The sequence below is a fragment of the Pseudomonas sp. PDM22 genome, from assembly GCF_014851965.1.
GTDB lineage: Bacteria > Pseudomonadota > Gammaproteobacteria > Pseudomonadales > Pseudomonadaceae > Pseudomonas.
This window is the reverse complement of sequence record NZ_JACVAR010000007.1, coordinates 118,473-135,981: the sequence shown is the minus strand read 5'-3', so window position 1 is coordinate 135,981 and position 17,509 is coordinate 118,473. Positions and strand designations below refer to the sequence as shown.

16 protein-coding genes and 1 riboswitch are annotated in these 17,509 nt (G+C 67.9%); of the genes, 13 read left to right on the top strand and 3 right to left on the bottom strand.

Annotated features, from left to right (window positions below):
• Nucleotides 1-122 precede the first annotated feature (122 nt).
• From IB255_RS23975 to IB255_RS23925, 11 genes are all read left to right on the top strand, one after another.
• A complete protein-coding gene (locus IB255_RS23975) occupies nucleotides 123-1,292 on the top strand; it encodes an MFS transporter (RefSeq protein WP_081520515.1) in 1,170 nt (389 codons plus the stop codon).
• A gap of 222 nt (nucleotides 1,293-1,514) precedes the next feature.
• Nucleotides 1,515-1,619: riboswitch (guanidine-I (ykkC/yxkD leader) on the top strand.
• A 44-nt stretch (nucleotides 1,620-1,663) separates the two neighbouring features.
• The gene (locus IB255_RS23970) at nucleotides 1,664-2,671 is read left to right on the top strand and encodes an ABC transporter substrate-binding protein (protein ID WP_225594992.1); all 1,008 of its coding nucleotides are present in this window, start codon (nucleotides 1,664-1,666) and stop codon (nucleotides 2,669-2,671) included.
• 54 nt (nucleotides 2,672-2,725) lie between these two features.
• Nucleotides 2,726-3,748 (top strand): fatty acid desaturase family protein, encoded by a 1,023-nt coding sequence (locus tag IB255_RS23965; RefSeq protein WP_081520516.1) that lies wholly within the window; start codon nucleotides 2,726-2,728, stop codon nucleotides 3,746-3,748.
• 2 nt (nucleotides 3,749-3,750) lie between these two features.
• The gene (locus IB255_RS23960) at nucleotides 3,751-4,524 is read left to right on the top strand and encodes an SDR family NAD(P)-dependent oxidoreductase (RefSeq protein ID WP_081520517.1); all 774 of its coding nucleotides are present in this window, start codon (nucleotides 3,751-3,753) and stop codon (nucleotides 4,522-4,524) included.
• A complete protein-coding gene (locus tag IB255_RS23955; RefSeq protein ID WP_081520518.1) occupies nucleotides 4,524-5,273 on the top strand; it encodes an SDR family NAD(P)-dependent oxidoreductase in 750 nt (249 codons plus the stop codon). Before IB255_RS23960 ends, IB255_RS23955 begins: the two co-directional genes overlap by 1 nt.
• The gene (locus IB255_RS23950) at nucleotides 5,273-6,148 is read left to right on the top strand and encodes a DMT family transporter (protein ID WP_192210952.1); all 876 of its coding nucleotides are present in this window, start codon (nucleotides 5,273-5,275) and stop codon (nucleotides 6,146-6,148) included. Before IB255_RS23955 ends, IB255_RS23950 begins: the two co-directional genes overlap by 1 nt.
• A complete protein-coding gene (locus IB255_RS23945) occupies nucleotides 6,145-6,909 on the top strand; it encodes a creatininase (RefSeq protein ID WP_192210951.1) in 765 nt (254 codons plus the stop codon). The genes IB255_RS23950 and IB255_RS23945 overlap by 4 nt, the downstream gene beginning before the upstream one ends.
• The gene (locus IB255_RS23940) at nucleotides 6,906-7,544 is read left to right on the top strand and encodes a cysteine hydrolase family protein (protein ID WP_269140624.1); all 639 of its coding nucleotides are present in this window, start codon (nucleotides 6,906-6,908) and stop codon (nucleotides 7,542-7,544) included. Before IB255_RS23945 ends, IB255_RS23940 begins: the two co-directional genes overlap by 4 nt.
• The gene (locus tag IB255_RS23935) at nucleotides 7,532-8,299 is read left to right on the top strand and encodes a hypothetical protein (RefSeq protein WP_192210950.1); all 768 of its coding nucleotides are present in this window, start codon (nucleotides 7,532-7,534) and stop codon (nucleotides 8,297-8,299) included. Before IB255_RS23940 ends, IB255_RS23935 begins: the two co-directional genes overlap by 13 nt.
• Entirely contained in the window at nucleotides 8,296-9,126 is an 831-nt protein-coding gene (locus IB255_RS23930; RefSeq protein WP_192210949.1) for an ABC transporter permease, read from the top strand. Before IB255_RS23935 ends, IB255_RS23930 begins: the two co-directional genes overlap by 4 nt.
• 5 nt (nucleotides 9,127-9,131) lie before the next feature.
• Nucleotides 9,132-9,977 (top strand): ABC transporter ATP-binding protein, encoded by an 846-nt coding sequence (locus IB255_RS23925; protein WP_081520523.1) that lies wholly within the window; start codon nucleotides 9,132-9,134, stop codon nucleotides 9,975-9,977.
• A 201-nt stretch (nucleotides 9,978-10,178) separates the two neighbouring features.
• Here IB255_RS23925 and putA read toward each other — a convergent pair whose 3' ends face one another.
• Both putA and IB255_RS23915 read right to left on the bottom strand, forming a co-directional pair.
• On the bottom strand, nucleotides 10,179-14,117 hold the full coding sequence (putA, locus tag IB255_RS23920) for a trifunctional transcriptional regulator/proline dehydrogenase/L-glutamate gamma-semialdehyde dehydrogenase (protein ID WP_081520524.1): 3,939 nt from the start codon (nucleotides 14,115-14,117) through the stop codon (nucleotides 10,179-10,181).
• A gap of 398 nt (nucleotides 14,118-14,515) precedes the next feature.
• Nucleotides 14,516-14,839: a winged helix-turn-helix transcriptional regulator gene (locus IB255_RS23915; protein WP_192210948.1), complete on the bottom strand. Its 324-nt coding sequence runs from the start codon at nucleotides 14,837-14,839 to the stop codon at nucleotides 14,516-14,518.
• 109 nt (nucleotides 14,840-14,948) lie between these two features.
• On the opposite strand from IB255_RS23915, the gene gstA reads away from it, so the two are divergent.
• Nucleotides 14,949-15,557, top strand: a complete 609-nt coding sequence (gene gstA / locus IB255_RS23910) for a glutathione transferase GstA (RefSeq protein ID WP_192210947.1) — start codon at nucleotides 14,949-14,951, stop codon at nucleotides 15,555-15,557.
• A gap of 128 nt (nucleotides 15,558-15,685) precedes the next feature.
• Nucleotides 15,686-16,090, top strand: coding sequence for a hypothetical protein (locus tag IB255_RS23905; protein ID WP_081520527.1), 405 nt, complete (start codon nucleotides 15,686-15,688; stop codon nucleotides 16,088-16,090).
• A gap of 248 nt (nucleotides 16,091-16,338) precedes the next feature.
• Here the strand turns inward: IB255_RS23905 and IB255_RS23900 are convergent, their stop codons facing one another.
• Nucleotides 16,339-17,448 carry an alkene reductase gene (locus tag IB255_RS23900; RefSeq protein WP_192210946.1) on the bottom strand — a complete coding sequence of 370 codons (1,110 nt, stop codon included), beginning with the start codon at nucleotides 17,446-17,448 and terminating at the stop codon, nucleotides 16,339-16,341.
• Nucleotides 17,449-17,509 lie beyond the last annotated feature (61 nt).

Below are 17,509 nucleotides of genomic sequence, written 5' to 3'. Positions count from 1 at the left end.
CCGGAAGCCGCGCGCTCGCGCCGGCATTTCCGCATTCCGATTCCGCTCTCCGGTAAGCGCCGGCGGGCTCGTTCGCATGTGTTCGCCCTACGGCCTGAGCGCCGGGGCAAGAGAAGGTTTCCATGAATACCCCAAGCCCCCTCAACAAACCGCTTCTCGCGGTGCTGCTGTTCGCCGTCTCCATCGTCGGCCTGAGCCTGGGCGCGACTTTGCCGCTGGTAGCGCTGCGCCTGCTGGACAACGGCGCCAGCGCGCTGCAGATCGGCGTCCTGTCGGCGGTGCCAGCGGCCGGCATGATCCTCGCTGCCACCCTGGTGGACCGCGCCTGCCAGCTGATGAGCCGGCGCCGCCTGTACCTGCTGTGCTTCGTGCTGTGTACCGCGAGCACCGCAGCCATTGAATTCAGCAGCCACTCCCTCTGGCTGCTGGCGGCGGCACGCCTGGCACTGGGCGTCGGCATGGGCATCGCGATCATCCTCGGCGAAGCCTGGGTCAACGAGCTGTGCGGCGAGAAGAACCGCGGCACCATCGTGGCCCTCTATGCCACCAGCTTCACCGCCTTCCAGCTGCTCGGCCCGACCCTCGTGGCGCTGCTCGGGGCGCAGACACCCTGGGTGGTGCTGCTGGTCAGCGCAGGGCACCTGATCGCCCTGGCCACCGTGGCCTTCGCCATGCCCGAGGAAGGCATTCACGAACACGTCGAGGAGCCACGCAGCTTCTCCCTGGCCGGATTCCTGCGGGTAGCTCCTGCGCTGTGCATGGGCGTGCTGTTCTTCTCTTTCTTCGACAGCGTGGTGCTCTCGCTCTTCCCCGTTTACGCCTCCAGTCACGGCTACGCGGTGGGCATCGCTGCGTTCATGGCGACGGTGATCCTGCTCGGCGACATGCTCTGCCAGCTGCCGCTGGGCTGGCTGTCCGACCGCCTCGACCGACCCACCCTGCACCTTGCCTGCGGCGTCGCGGCAATGCTGATCGGCCTCGCCCTGCCCTGGCTGATCAGCCAGCCGTCGCTGCTGTGGCCGGCGCTGATGCTGCTGGGCGCGGTGGCCGGTGGCGTCTACACCCTGGCGCTGGTGCTGATCGGCCAGCGCTTCCGCGGCCGCGACCTGGTCACCGCCAACGCCGCCGCCGGCATGCTGTGGGGCGTCGGCAGCCTGCTCGGGCCGCTGCTCAGCGGCAGCCTGATGGACCTCGGCCCGCAAGGCGTGCCGGTCGCACTGGCACTCGCCGCCGGGCTGTTCGTGGCCACGGCTGCCGCCTCGCTGCGGCGCACCGCCCTGCGCACCGCCTGATGCCTCAATAGAAGGCAAGGCGCATCGACTTGGTGCCGGCCATGGCCCGGCCGGCACCCACCCTGCACCGGGGATTTCCGCTAAGCGATTGAAATCCCCGGTGGTTTTTGGGGTTTCGGAAAAGCTGGCATTTCAATTGCTCTGTCCCCTGCAACGGGATGCATCACCCACGGCAAGGTAGCCACCGGGTGGGCGAACGCTGCAAGGCACACTGGAGTTGCACCACAGGCGAACTAGGGTTCCGGTCTTTCGCAAGAAAGGCGTCTGGTCCGAGAGTTTTCCGGCCCTAGGGACAGGGCTACACGGCGGGAGAAAAGCCCGGGAGACGTGATGTCATCCCGTGCCGATTTCCAACCGTTAGGAGCAATGCCATGACCATGCCGCTTTCCCTGCGTTCCCTGCGCAAGACCCTGCTCGGTGCCTGTCTGCTTGCTGCCGCCGGGGTCGTGCCGCTGACGCTCCAGGCCGCCGAGAAGCTCAAGATCGGCACCGTCGTCTGGGCCGGCTACGCGCCCTTCTACGTCGCCGACAAGCTCGACCTCTACAAGCCCCACGGGCTGAAGGTGGAGCTGCAGTTCTTCAACGATCCGGCGCTGATCCCCACCGCCATGACCGGCGGCGCCCTCGACGGCGGCATGCTCACCTACGACCAGGTGGTCGGCGGTGTCGCCAAGGGGCAGCCGTACCGCGTGGTGATGCCCATCGATTTCTCCAACGGCGGGGACGCCATCGTCGCCGACAAGTCGATCAAGTCGGTCGCCGATTTCAAGGGCAGAAAGATCGGCTTCAACCCGCTCTCGCCATCCGATTTCCTGCTCGCCTACGCGCTCAAGAGCCACGGCCTGAGCGACAAGGACATCAACCCGGTGAACATGACGCCCGAAGGCATCCCCGGCGCCATGGCCTCCGGCAGCCTGCCGGTGGGCGTGACTTACGAGCCCAACGTCTCGCAGATCCTCGGCATGCCCGGCGACAAGTTCCACGTCGTGTATTCCTCCAAGGACGCGCCGGGCCTGATCACCGACGTGCTGGTGTTCAACCAGGAGGTCATCGGCAAACGCCAGAAGGCGATCAGCGCGATGATCCAGGGTTACGTCGACGGTCTGGCCTACATGAAGGCGCACCCGGACGAGTCCGCCGAGATCATCGGCAAGGTGCTGGGCGTCAGCGCCGCCGAGGCCAAGGAGCAGATGGCCGGGGTCTACAACATCCCGCTGGCGGAGATGAACAGGAACTTCGAGAAATCCGACGCTACCAGCTCCTTCTTCGGCAGCGGCGCGGTGATCGCCCAGTTGCTCAAGGACAACAGTCAGATTCCGGCGATACCCGACTTCGCCCAGACCTTCGACGCGCAGTTCGTCCAGGCCCTCGCCCAGTAAGGCACCCACCCACCGTTCCCGCCGGGAGGGCGGGAACGCCTACGGAGGTTCTTCATGTCCGCGTCCCTGTACCGCTACGCCGATGGCCGGCTGCCCAACAGCCTGGCCCTGGCCTACGCCTTCGGTGGCTACGCCGCCGGCTTCGCTCTGCTGTTCGCCGACAACTGGCTGCTCAATGCCGCCGGCACCCTGCTGCTGGGCCACGCGATGATAGTCGCGGCCTACCTGATCCATGAGTTCGCCCACGGCACCATCTTCGCCAAGCCGGCGCACAACACCTGGGCCGGCGAGGCCTGCAGCTGGCTCTGCGGCAGCTGCTACGCGGGCTTTCAGGACCTGCGCCGCAAGCACATGCGCCACCACGTCGACCGCGCCGACGTGATCACCTTCGACACCAAGGCCTTCCTCGCACGCAGCCCTCGCTGGGTGCGCGCCGTGGTGCTGGCCGCCGAGTGGGCCTACGTACCGGCGGTGGAGCTGATCATGCACTACTACGTGATCCTCCTGCCCTTCATCACCGACAACCCGCGCCATCGCGCCAACCGCCGCCGCGTGGCATTGACCCTGCTGGTGCGCGGCGTGTTGTTCGGCGTGGTCGCCGCCGTGTCGCTCAAGGCGCTGCTGCTCTACTTCGTCGCCTGGACGCTGATGATCATCGTGCTGCGCTTCACCGACGCCTACCAGCACACCTACGACGCCTTCGCGGTGCTGGAGGACGGAGGCAAGATTCCCGACGACAAGTCCCGCGACCGCACCTACGAGCAGATGAATACCTTCTCCAACGTGGTCTCGGTGCGCTGGCCGGTGCTCGACCTGCTGCTGCTCAACTTCGCCTACCACAACGCCCACCACGAGAAACCCGTGGCGCCCTGGTACCGCCTGCGCAAGCTGCACCACGAACTGTACGGCGACGGCTACGCCCAGGTGCTGCCGATGCACCTGCTGTTCAAGGGCTTCCACCAGCACCGCCTGCGCCGCGTGGTGGACGACAACTACGGCGAGGTCGCGCCCGCCGGCAACGACCGTGCCGACGGCTTCTATGGCGCCGTGGGCGTCTCCTTCCTGACGGCGGTCTGAGCATGATCGACTACCGGGGCAAGCGCGTCCTCATCACTGGCGTCGCCAGCGGCATCGGCAAGGGCCTGGCGCGGGCGTTCGCCGAACAGGGCGCGACGCTGGAGCTGCTCGACCGCAACACCGAGGCACTACAAGGCGTGGCGGACGGGCTGACAGCACTGTGCGACCTGCGCACTGCCAGCCTCGACCTGGGCGACAGCGACGCCATCGCCGCCTTTGCCGACAGCCGCCAGGGCGCTGCGCTCGACGTGCTGATCAACAACGCCGGCGTGGAGTACGCCACGCCGCTGGAGGGCGGCAACGCCGAGACCGACCAGCGCTGGCAGGCATTGCTGGACAACAACGTCGCCTCGATGCTGCGCCTCACCCGCGCCCTGCTGCCGCAACTGCACGCCGGCAGTTGCGTGATCAACCAGGCATCGATCTGGGGCCTGAAAGGCGTGCCGGGCTTCTCCGCCTATGTCGCCAGCAAGCACGCGGTGATCGGCCTGACCCGCTCGCTGGCGTGGGAACTGGGGCCAAGGCGCGTTCGCGTCAACGCCGTGTGCCCCGGCTGGATCGCCACCGAAGCTGCAATGCGTTCTCTGCGGGTGATGGCCGAGGCCAACGGCCGCAGCGAGAGCGACGAGCTGGCGCAGATCCTCGCCGCCCAGGCGGTGCCGGAGCTGCTCACGCCGGCTGATCTCGCCGGCACCTTCCTGTTCCTCGGCAGCACGCTGGCCAGCGCCATTACCGGTCAGGCGCTGTCGGTCAGCCATGGTGAGGTGATGCACTGATGAAACCGCTCGCAGGACAGACCGCCCTGGTCACCGGCGCCACCCAGGGCATCGGCCGGGCCATCGCCCTGGCGCTGGCGGGAGCCGGCGCGCAGGTGTGGATCAACCACCTCGACCAGCCGGAAGCTGCCACCGCGCTGGTAGCGCGCATCGCCTCCAGCGGGGGGCGCGCCTATGCCGTACAGGCCGACGTCGCGGAGCCGGAACAGGTCGCCGAGATGTTCGCCCGCGTGCTCGCCGAAGGCGAGCTGGACATCCTGGTGAACAACGCCGGGATCATCCTGGAAAAGCCCTTCCTCGATACCAGCGAAGACGACTGGGCGAACCTGCTCGGCGTCGACCTGCACGCTGTCTACCGCTGCTGCCGCCATGCCCTGACGCACATGCAGGCGCGCGGCAGCGGCAGCATCGTCAATATCGCCTCGGAGCTGGGCCAGCTCGGCCGCGAACGCTACGCCGCGTACTGCGCCGCCAAGGCCGGGGTAATCGGCCTGACCAAGGCGCTGGCGCGGGAGTTCGCCCCGCACATCCGCATCAACGGCGTGGCGCCGGGCCCGGTGGAGACACCGATGGTCTCGGTCGAGCACATGAGCGCGGCGATGATCGCCCGCGAAACCGCCATCCCCGCCGGCCGCCTCGGCCAGCCGGAGGAGATCGCCGCGGCGGTGCTGTTCCTCGTCTCGCCCGGCGCGAGCTTCTTCCACGGACAGATACTCGGCGCCAATGGCGGCGCCTGGATGGGCGGCTGATGCGCGCGGAAATCGTCCTGCTGCTGGGCGCCGCCATCTGGGGCCTGGGCTGGATGCCCCTGGCGCACTTCGCCGGCCAGGGCCTTGCCGGCATGCCGCTGGTACTCTGCACCTACGGGCTGCTCTGCGCGCTGGCTGTGCCGCTGGTACTGAGCCAGCGCCGGCAGTGGTGGCCGCAACGCGGTGCCCTGCTCGCCATCGGCCTGTTCGGCGGCTGGGCCACGGCCGGGCTGGTGGCGGCGCTCTCCGAGGGCGACGTGGTGCGCGCCATGCTGTTGTTCTATCTCGCGCCAGTCTGGGGCCTGCTCGGTGGCCGGCTGCTGTTCGGCGAACGCCTGACGCCTACGCGACTCGGCGCCCTCGCGCTGGCCATGCTCGGCATTGCCCTGACCCTCGGCATCAGCCACGACACCTTCCGCCCGCTGGCCGCCAGCGACTGGCTGGCGCTCTCCGCCGGCTTCGCCTTCGCCCTCAACAACCTGGCCACCCGCGCCGCCGAGCAGGTCCCGCTGGCCAGCAAGGCAGTGGTCGGCTTCATCGGCAGCGCCGCGCTGGGCGGCCTGTTCTGCCTGCTGCAAGGCACACCGCTGCCTGCCCTCGACGACCACCAATGGCTGCAACTGGCCGGCTTCGGGCTGTTCTGGCTGGCCGCCATGGGCGCTGCGCAATACGGTTTCAGCCATGTCGAGGCGAGCCGGGCCGCGGTGCTGGTGGTGATCGAACTGCTGGTCGCCGTACTCACCGCCGCGTGGTTCGGCGACCGCGAACTGGGCCTGCGCGAATGGCTCGGCGGCTCCCTGGTTCTGGCGGCGGCGCTGGTCGCCGCGCGCCCTTCTCCTGACCTTTCCCCCACTCTCTGCGAGGCCGAAACATGACTGTCCGCATGGACCAGCTCAGCTGGGTCGAATACGCGCGCCGGGTGCGCGAGCAATCCCCCGTGGTCTTCCTGCCCTGCGGCGCCACCGAGCAGCACGGCCCGCACCTGCCACTGGGCACCGATGCGCTGCTGGCCAGTGCGCTATGCGAAGACGTCGCCCGCCAGGTCGACGGTCTGGTCGCGCCCGCCCTGTCCTACGGCTACAAGTCCCAGCCCAAGTGCGGCGGCGGCCAGCACTTCTGCGGCACCACCAGCCTCGACGGGCAGACCCTGATCGCCCTGGTGCGCGACGCCGTGCGCGAGTTCGCCCGCCACGGCGTCACCCGCCTGGTGCTGGTGGACGGGCACTACGAGAACCAGTGGTTCGTCACTGAGGGCATCCAGCTCGCGCTGCGTGAGCTGGGGCCTTCCAGCCCGCTGGAAGTGATGCGCCTGGAGCACTGGGACTTCTGCAGCGAAGCCACGCTGAACGATGTATTCCCCGACGGCTTCCCCGGCTTCGCGCTGGAGCACGCGGCGGTGATCGAGACCTCGCTGATGCTGCACTACCTGCCCAGCCTGGTGCGCCTGGACCTGATCCCCGACGACGGCCCGGCCGACTTCCCGCCCTACGACATGTACCCCAGCCGCACCGAGTGGGTGCCGCCCTCGGGCGTGCTGTCCTCGGCGCGCGGTTCCAGCGCCGACAAGGGCCTGCGCATGGCGAAGGACATCGTAAAAGGCATCGCCACTGCGGTACGCAAGGAGTTCGAGCTGTGAGCGTCGCCCTGATCGTCATCGACATGCAGCGCGACTTCTGTGCCCCCGGCGGCTACGCCGACCAGGCCGGGCTGGAGATCGGCCGCCTGCGCGCGCCGATCCCGGCCATCTCGCGCCTGCTGGACAGCGCCCGCGCCCTGGGCCTGCTGGTAGTGCACACCCGCGAAGGGCACCGCCCCGACCTCACCGACCTGCACGAGAGCAAGCGCCGCCGTGCCGAACAGGCCGGCGCGCCCATCGGCGCACGCGGCCCGCTGGGGCGGCTGCTGGTGCGTGGTGAGTATGGTCACGACCTGATTGACGAACTGCGCCCGCTGGCCGACGAGCCGGTGATCGACAAACCGGGCTACAGCGCCTTCGCTTACACCGACCTGGACCTGCTGCTGCGTCGGCGCGGCATCGGCCACCTGGTGCTCTGCGGCGTGACCACCGAAGTGTGCGTTTCTTCCACCCAGCGCGCGGCGGTGGAGCTGGGCTACGCCTGTACGCTGGTGAGCGATGCCTGCGGCTCGCCGAGCGCCGAGCTGCACGCCGCCGCCCTGGCCATGGTCGAGGTGGAAGGCGGGCTGTTCGGTCGCGTACTGGACAGCCGTTCCGTGCTCGCCGAATGGGAGGAAAACGCATGCCTGGCCTGAACACTTCCGCAGTACCGTCCGCCTACCTCGGCGTCTGGCAGCGCACCCTGCTGACCACCACCGGCGGAACGCATGACACCAGCACCCGCGTGTACTGGCTACAGACCGAGCGTCTGTTCGCCGACCTGCGCATTCCACTGCCCGCCCCCGAAACGCCCGAAGCACTGGCGAACCAGGCCGGTTTCGCCGGTCTCACCGAGATCACTGGCGATATCTGCCAGTGGCACCGCGCAATCGACTTCCAGCCGCCCAATGGCGGCGAGGACATCGGCCGCATGCACTTCGTGGACAGCGAAAAGGTGCTGGAGGACGGCCTGGACGGCAGCTACCACGAAGTCTGGGAGCGCCTGCCCGAGTCGCTCGGGCGCAACCGTGGCACCTGGCTGCTCGGAGCGGACGGCCGTCAGGGCTGCCTGCTGCTGGCCGGCGACTGCTTCCTGTTCGCCGCCGGGCGGCGCCTGCCGCTGCCCCACGCACCATCGCTGGCCGCACTGCTCGACAGCGACACCCCCGAGCTGCTGGATTTCGAACTGAGCTTTGGCCGCCACCAGGGTGGCGTAGCCCCCTGGCGCATCGAACTGAGCACCCTGCCGGCGCGCATCGGCGCCCGACTCTTGCCCAGCGACGCCGATCCCGACCACCCCGAGCTGCTGCGCGACGCCCACTGGCTCAACAGCCTCGGCGCCACCCCGCCCGCCGCTGGCTGGCAAGCCTGCGAGCTGCCCCTGTACCCCGATGAGGAGGTGACGCCATGACCGCCCACCAGCCCCTGCCCCGCCCTGTCGCGCAGCCCGCCAGCCAGCGCTGGTGGGTGATCCGCGGCGAACTGCCACGCAGCGCCGTCTGGACCCTGGCCGCAGCCGGCCTGCTGGTGCCGTTGCTGCTCTGGTGGGCCTACAGCGCCGCCGGATTGGCCAACCCGATGTTCTTCCCCGGCCCGGACGCCGTGCTCAAGCGCATCGGTCACTGGTGGGGCGACGAAGGCCTGCTGGGCGATATCGCCATCAGCGTCTGGCGGGTCATGGCCGGCTTCCTCGCCTCGGCGGTGATCGCCCTGCCGCTGGGCCTGTACATCGGCACCTACCGCCCGGTTCAAGCCTTCCTCGAACCGCTCACCGACTTCATTCGCTACATGCCGGCGGTGGCCTTCATCCCGCTGGTGATGCTCTGGGTCGGCATCGACGAAGGCTCCAAGGTACTGATCATCTTCATCGGCACCTTCTTCCAGATGGTGCTGATGGTCGCCGAGGATGTGCGCCGCGTGCCCATGGCGCAGATAGAGGCAGCGCAGACCATGGGCGCCAGCCGCGCCGAGACCATCCGCCTGGTGGTGCTGCCCTCGGCGCGCCCTGCGCTGCTCGACACCCTGCGCATCACCTGCGGCTGGGCCTGGACCTACCTAGTGGTGGCCGAGCTGGTCGCCGCCAACTCCGGTCTGGGCTACGCCATCCTGCGCGCCCAGCGCTACATGCAGACCGACAAGATCTTTGCCGGCATCCTGCTGATCGGCGTCATCGGCCTGCTCACCGACCAGGCGTTCCGCTGGCTCGGCCGGGTCGCCTTCCCCTGGATGAAGAGGTAAGCCTGATGAGCCAGAACAAGATCGCCATCCGCCACGTCGACAAGGTCTTCAGCAGCCAGGGCCGGCACGTACAGGCGCTGCAGGATGTGAACCTGGAGATTCGCGCCAACGAGTTCGTCACCTTCGTCGGCGCCTCGGGCTGCGGCAAGTCCACCCTGTTGCGCAGCATCGGCGGGCTGGAGCGCCACAGCGGCGGCGAAATCCTCGTCGATGGCCGTGCCGTGAACGGCCCCGGCATCGACCGCGCCATGGTCTTCCAGCACTACAGCCTGTACCCCTGGCTGCGGGTGATGGAGAACATCAAGTTCTGCCGCCGGCTCAAGGTGGTGTCCGACACCGTGCGCGGCGATGCCGACGTGGAGGTCGCCAGCGGCCGCGCCGATGCGCTGCTCAACCTGATGGGCCTGTCGGCCTTCGCCCAGGCCTACCCCAGCCAGCTGTCCGGCGGCATGCAGCAACGGGTGGCGATCGCCCGCGCGCTGATGCCCAAGCCGCAGATCCTGCTGATGGACGAGCCCTTCGGCGCGCTGGACGCGCAGACCCGCGAGGTGATGCACGACCTGATCCGCCATGTGCATCGCCTGGAGAACAGCACCATCCTGTTCGTCACCCACGACGTCGACGAGGCGATCTACCTGGGTGGCCGCGTGGTGCTGATGGCGCCGCGCCCCGGTCGCATCGACAGCGTCTACGAGGTGCCGCTGCCGGCCGAGCGCAACCAGGACATGAAGATGGCCCCCGAATTCATCGCCCTGAAGAAGGAAATCCTCGCGCGCATCCGCGAGACCTCGGGCATGAGCACTGACCTGGAACTGCTGGAGCAGCTGACCCGCACTGCGGCGCCGGTCTGAGTCGGCAGGAAAGGAATCGGCGGAGCGGATAGCCCCGCCGTTGTGCCGGGCGCTGGCCCGAGACGGATTGCGCAGGAAGCGCGAGAGTAACGGCCTGCCGGGAGCGGGTAGCTCCGCCCAAGGGCTGGCAGGCCGGTTGGCCGCGGCAAGCGGCCGTAAGACTGGCCGGAAGCGCCCGGTAAAGCGCTTCCGGCACCGTCATCAGCCGATGGTCATCAGGCTGGCGTTGCCGCCGGCAGCGGCGGTGTTGACGCTCAGGGCACGCTCGATCAGCAGGCGTTCCAGCGGGATGTCGGTTTCCCCGCGGTTCAGCCCGGTGACGCCGACGATGGCGCCCTTGCGCTTGCTCGCCTGTTCGCAGACTGCACGCAGCTGGTCGGAGTCGCCGTGGTGCAGGATGGCGTCGAACACCTTGTCGGTCGCGCTCCAGTCGGCGACCAGTTCGATGCGCTGGGCGACTTCCTTGGGCAGTTCCTTGACCACAGCGGCGTTGGACTCGGCCACCAGCGGACGGCTGCCGACGCTGAGCACGGCGCCCAGCTGGGCCAGCAGGTCGGCGCGGTCTTCCGCCAGGCACAGCACATGCTCGCGCGGCAGCAGGGTGTAGGTGTTGCGCTCGCCGGTCGGGCCGGTGAGTACCTGCTGGGTGAAGCTCTGCGCCAATTCACCGTAGCCACCGAGCAGGGTCGCCAGGGCGGCGTCCTTCTGCCCTGCCCACTTGGTCAGCGCGTCCACGGCCTGCTGGGCATCCTTCGGACGCGGCAGCGCCTGGGCACCGTCGCCCTTGAGCTGATTGGCCACGGCATCCTGCGGACGGGTCGACAGCAGACGGTACAGGTACAGCGGGCCGCCGGCCTTCGGACCGGTGCCGGACAGGCCTTCACCACCGAAGGGCTGCACGCCGACCACCGCGCCAACCACGTTGCGGTTCACGTAGAGGTTGCCGACATGGGCGGTGCCGACGACCTGGGCGATGGTCTCGTCGATGCGGGTGTGTACGCCCAGGGTCAGGCCGTAGCCGGATTCGTTGATCTGCGCGAGCAGTTGGTCCAGGTCGGCGCGCTGGTAGCGCACCACGTGCAGCACCGGACCGAAGATTTCACGCTTGAGCTCGCTGAAGCTGTCCAGCTCGATCAGGGTCGGTACGACGAAGGTGCCGCGCTTGATTTCCTCGGCGTCCACGCGGGCGCTCTGGAACACCTTGCGGCCTTTGTCGCGCATGGTCTGGATGTGCTTGTCGATGTTGCCCTTGGCTTCCTCGTCGATCACCGGACCGATGTCGGTGTGCAGACGTTCCGGCGCACCGACGCGGTACTCAGCCATGGCGCCCTTGAGCATCTGCACCACGCGGTCGGCGGCATCTTCCTGCACGCACAGCACGCGCAACGCGGAGCAGCGCTGGCCGGCGCTGTCGAAGGCGGAGTTGACCACGTCGACCACCACCTGCTCGGCCAGCGCCGAGGAGTCGACGATCATCGCGTTGAGGCCGCCGGTTTCGGCGATCAGCGGGATGGTGCGGCCCTGGGCGTCGAGGCGGCCGGCGATGTTGCGCTGGAGGATGCCGGCCACTTCGGTGGAGCCGGTGAACATCACGCCACGCACGCGCTCGTCGCCCACCAGGCGGGCGCCGACGGTTTCACCACGGCCCGGCAGCAGCTGCACGGCGCCGGCGGGTACGCCGGCTTCCAGCAGGATGCGCACGGCTTGCGCGGCGATCAGCGGAGTCTGCTCGGCGGGCTTGGCCAGCACGGTGTTGCCGGCGGCCAGGGCGGCGGCCACCTGGCCGCTGAAGATCGCCAGCGGGAAGTTCCACGGGCTGATGCAGACCACCGGGCCCAGCGGGCGGTGGCTGTCGTTGGCAAAGTGGGTGCTGGCTTGGGCGCCGTAGTAGCGCAGGAAGTCCACCGCCTCGCGCACTTCGGCGATGGCGTTGGCGAAGGTCTTGCCCGATTCGCGCACCAGTACGCCCATCAGCGACTGGATCTCGGCTTCCATCAGGTCGGCGGCACGCTGCAGGATGGCGCCGCGCTCTGCCGGCTGGGTGGACTGCCAGATCTGCGCGCTGGACAGCGCGCCGAGGATGGCGTTGTTGACGTCGGCTTCGCTGGCCTCACGCACATGACCGACCACGTCGCGCAGGTCGGCCGGGTTGCGTACCGGCTGCGGCTCGCCGGGCGCGGCATCGGCCAGGCCCAGCATCGGCTCGGCGACATAGGCGTGGTTGGTGCTCGACAGCAGCGCCGAGGACAGCGAACCCAGGCGGTGTTCGTTGGCCAGGTCGATGCCGGCGGAGTTCAGGCGACTGTCGCCATAAAGGTCGCGCGGCAGCGGGATGCGCGGGTGCGGCAGGCCCAGGGTGCCTTCCTGCGCGGCCATCTGCTCGACCTGCAGCACCGGGTCGAGCACCAGGTCCTGGAGGGAGATGCTGTGGTCGGCAATGCGGTTGACGAAGGAGGTGTTGGCGCCGTTTTCCAGCAGGCGGCGAACGAGATACGCCAGCAGGGTTTCATGGCTGCCCACCGGGGCGTAGATGCGGCACGGACGGTTGAACTTGCCGTCGGCGACCTTGCCCACCACCTGCTCGTAGAGCGGCTCGCCCATGCCGTGCAGGCACTGGAACTCGTACTGGCCCGGGTAGTAGTTCTGCCCGGCCAGCTGGTAGATGGCCGACAGCGAGTGGGCGTTGTGGGTGGCGAACTGCGGGTAGATGGATTCCGGCACGGCCAGCAGCTTGCGCGCGCAGGCCAGGTAGGACACGTCGGTGTAAGGCTTGCGGGTGTAGACCGGGTAGCCTTCCAGGCCGTTGACCTGGGCCAGCTTGATCTCGCTGTCCCAGTAGGCGCCCTTCACCAGGCGGATCATCAGGCGGTGGCGGCTGCGCTTGGCCAGGTCGATGACGTAGTCGATCACGTACGGGCAGCGCTTCTGGTAGGCCTGGATGACGAAGCCGATACCGTTCCAGCCGGCCAGCGACGGCTCGAAGCACAGGCGCTCGAGCAGGTCGAGGGAGATTTCCAGGCGGTCGGCTTCCTCGGCGTCGATGTTGATGCCGATGTCGTAGTCGCGGGCCATCTTCACCAGGCCGAGCACGGTCGGGTACAGCTCGTCCATCACGCGGTCGTACTGCGCGCGGCTGTAGCGCGGGTGCAGCGCGGAGAGCTTGATCGAGATGCCCGGGCCTTCGTAGATGCCACGGCCGTGGGAGGCCTTGCCGATGGCATGGATCGCCTGCTCGTAGGAAGCCAGGTAGCGCTTGGCGTCATCAAAGGTCAGCGCCGCTTCGCCGAGCATGTCGTAGGAGTAGCGGAAGCCGCGGGACTCCATGTTGGCCGCATTGGCCAGGGCTTCGGCGATGGTTTCGCCGGTGACGAACTGCTCGCCCATCAGGCGCATGGCCATGTCCACGCCCTTGCGGATCAGCGGCTCGCCGGACTTGCCGATGATGCGGTTGAGCGACGAGGACATGCCGGCTTCGGTGTGGGTCGCCACCAGCTTGCCGGTGATCAGCAGGCCCCAGGAGGCGGCGTTGACGAACATCGACGGGCTCTGGCCCAGGTGCTGGCTCCAGTTGCCGTTGCTGATCTTGTCGCGGATCAGCGCGTCACGGGTGGCCTTGTCCGGGATGCGCAGCAGCGCCTCGGCCAGGCACATCAGCGCCACGCCTTCCTGCGACGACAGCGAGAACTCCTGCAGCAGACCCTGCACCAGCCCCTGACGGCCACCGGCGTTCTTCTGGTTACGCAGCTTCTCGGCGATGCCCAGGGCCATCTTGCTGGCGGCGCCGGCCTGCTCTTTCGGCAGGCGGGCCAGGTCCAGCAGCATCGGCAGCGCTTCGGTTTCCGGGCGGCGGTAGGCGGCGGTAATGGCCGCACGCAGCACGGACTGCGGCAGGATGCTTTCGGCGAAATCGAGGAAGACCTGCAACCCTTGTTCGTTCAGCGAATCCAGCGACTCCTCGCCCGCCGCCGCTGCCAGGCCGGATTGTTCGGCCGGGGTCAGCCCACCTTCCACTTGCTCCAGGTAGGAGAAGATGGCCTGCTTGATCAGCCAGTGCGGGGTACGGTCGAGTTGCTGGGCAGCCAGCTTGAGGCGCTCGCGGGTGGCGTCGTCGAGCTTCACGCCAAGGGTGGTGGTGGCCATGGGGCTTCCTGTTGTTAGAAGGTTTGCCTGAAAACGGCGCAAGGTTATACCGCCGATTCTCAAGGTGCAACCAGGTGCAACCCAATAAAAACAAGCCTTTGGTCGTACGCGCAGATCCGGTGCAACCGGTGACATTTCCCACACACGGCGCTACCAAACGGAGCACGGCCAGGGGCTCGCCCGGCTGCAACCCGCAGGGGCTGGCTGGACGGCAGGAAGAAAGCAGTGTTCGTGCCAGGGCTGGAAAAGGTGCAACCCGAAATTCGCAGGGAAACACCCTGTAGGAGCGAGCCATGCTTGCGATCGGCCGGCAGGGCCGGCGCTGGCAGCGGCACAACCGCCAGCGGTAGCGGCGAAGCGCGCCATCAGCAGCGTTCCGTGGGGCCTGGCGCCCCGCCCTACAGCTCCGGACGGGCCTTGAGCCAGAGTCCGAAGGTCTTGATCACCTCGACCACCGGCCGCAGCCGGTCACCGTCATCGCTCAGGCAGTATTCCACGCGCGGCGGAACCTCGGGATACACGGTGCGAATCACCAGCCCCGCCTCTTCCAGAGCACGCAGCTCGGCGGTCAGCACCCGCTGGGAAATCTCCGGCATGTCGCGGCGCAACTCGTTGAAGCGCTTGCTGCCGTCGAGCAGGTAAGACACCAGCAACAGCCGCCAGCGACCACCGATCACCCGCATGGCTTCCTCGACCGAGCAGCCCGAAACGTTCTTCTTCATCTTTGCTTCCCGGTAACCTTTTTGTGCCCAGCGCACAAAAAAGTGCGTTCTTACGCGCCGCATCGGGGTCGGGAATACTGGCCGCCCATTTCCGACCAGAGTCCGCCCGATGAAGCTCTACTTCGCCCCCAACGCCTGCTCCCTCGCCCCGCACATCGTCCTGCGCGAGCTTGGCCTGCCATTCTCGCTGGTGCGCGTGAACAATCAGACCAAGCGCACCGCCGACGGCGCCGACTTCTACCGGATCAACCCGAAAGGCTATGTCGCGGCGCTGGAGCTGGAAGACGGCACGGTGCTGACCGAGGGCGCGGCGATTCTACAGTACCTCGCTGACATGCAGCCCGAGGCTGGCCTTGCGCCGGTCAACGGCAGCCTGGCGCGCACACAGTTGCAGGCCCAGCTGAACTTCATCGGCAGCGAGTTGCATGCCGGCATGAGCCCGCTGTTCAGTAGCGAGATTCCGGACGAAGTGAAGGCCTTGCTGCGGGGCAAGCTGGCGAAGCGTCTGGGCTACATGGAGCAGGTGCTGGCGGAAAGCGGGCATGCGTTTGGCGACCGGTTCACTGTCGCCGACGCCTACCTGTTCACCGTACTGGGTTGGTCGGATCACCTGAAAGTCGATCTCTCCCCCTTCCCTGCGACCCGCCGTTTCCTCGAAGTGATCGGCGCACGGAAGACCGTCATCGAGGCGCTTCGGGCGGAGGCTGAATCCGCCTGACGGAGCGACACCGACCGCTCGGCGGAAATCCATCCGATACATCGTGAAAGCCGCGTGTTCCGTGGTCCATCACTCAACCCCGGCCGCCCGCAGGCCGGGCATCGTGCAATCAGCACAGGAGACCATGGATGAGCGATGACCCCGAGAGTTTCGCCAATGCCTACCAGAGTGCCCTGGTGGAGGTGGCCCTGCCGGCCTTCGCCCGCGCCAGCGAATTCGCCCGCGAACACGGTCTGGAATGCAGCGTTGAGTTGCTCGATGGCCGCCGCGACCTGCCGGAGTTGAGCCTGAAGGTCCGCCACTCCTGCTACGACGCCGAGTGCGTCTGCCGTATCAGCGCCGACCCGCAGACCCAGCGCCTGTGCCACGAGAACCGCTGCGGCGAGACCGAAGCCGACGTACAGCAGGTGATCGGCTCGCTGGCCTCGCTCAACGAGCTGGTGCTGGACACCCGGTTGCTGGAGTTCTTCCAGAGCTCCTTCGCCCTGCACCTGGACTACGCCTCCAGCCGGCACGCGGGAGGCTTCTGGTAATCCGTCGCGCAAGCACGACGAAGCCCCTTGCCCGGATTACGGGCAAGGGGCTTTTTGCTGGACGCGATCAGCCTTCGAGTTTCTACTCTGGCGCCGCCGGGCCATCGACATGGATGCCGGTGAACAGGGCGCCTGCGTCGTGTCAGTGATGGCCTCCGGAGTGAAGGCGCCGAACCACACCGCGCGCACGCCCTCAGCATCCATCGCGCCCTGCGCGCCAGTGCAAGGGCCGGAGACGATGATGCAGGTCAGGCAGTCAGGCGCGGGTAATCGGTGAGGCCGTGGGCGCCGCCGCCGAACAGGGTTTCGCGCTGATGCGTGTTGAGCGGTGCGCCCAGGCGCAGGCGTTCGGGCAGGTCCGGGTTGGCAACGAAGGGCCGGCCAAAGGCGATCAGGTCCGCCCAGCCTTCATTCAGCGCGGCGGTCGCGCGCTCGGCGGTGTATTTGCCGGCATAGATCAGCGCGCCGGGGAACACTTCGCGCAGGCGGCGCTTGAACTCCAGCGGCATGTGCGGGGCATCGTCCCAGTCGGCTTCGGCGATGTGGATGTAGCCCACGCCGATCTCGCCCAGCAGGCGAGCGGCGGCCAGGTAGGTGGTTTCCGGGTCGGCATCGGAACAGCCGTTCAGGGTGGTCAGCGGGGCCAGGCGGATACCGACGCGGCTCTTGTCGCCGGTGCCTTCCACCAGCGCCTGGGCCACTTCAGCGAGGAAGCGCAGGCGGTTCTCCAGCGAGCCGCCGTACTGGTCGGTGCGGTCGTTGGCGTTGGAGTCGATGAACTGGTTGACCAGGTAGCCGTTGGCGGCGTGCAACTCGACACCGTCGAAACCGGCGGCCATGGCGTTGCGCGCGGCCTGGCGGTACTCGTCAACGATGACCTGGATTTCCTCCACCTTCAGCGCGCGGGGCTTCGAGGCCTGGACGAAACCGGGAGTGCCGTCGCTCTCGGCGACGAACACATTGACGCCGTCAGCCTGCATCGCCGAGGAAGACACCGGCGACTGGCCGTCGAGCAGGCTGATGTGGCTGAGCCGGCCGACGTGCCAGAGCTGGGCGAAGATGCGCCCGCCGGCGGCATGCACCGCCTGGGTGACCTTGCGCCAGCCGGCGACCTGGGCCGGGGTGTGGATGCCCGGCGTCCAGGCATAGCCCTTGCCCAGCGGAGAAATCCAGGTGCCCTCGCTGACGATCAGGCCGGCGCCGGCGCGCTGGGCGTAGTACTCGGCCATCAGCTCGTTGGGCACATCACCCGGCTGGCTGGCGCGGGAGCGGGTCATCGGCGGCATGACGATGCGGTTGGGCAGCTCGAGCCCACCCAGGGAATAGGACTGGAACAGCGGGGATGCGTTGGTGGTCATGACGGGACTCCTTCAGCGGCAAGAGGCGCGATCGGGAAGTCCGTGAGGGCCTTGGTGCAGC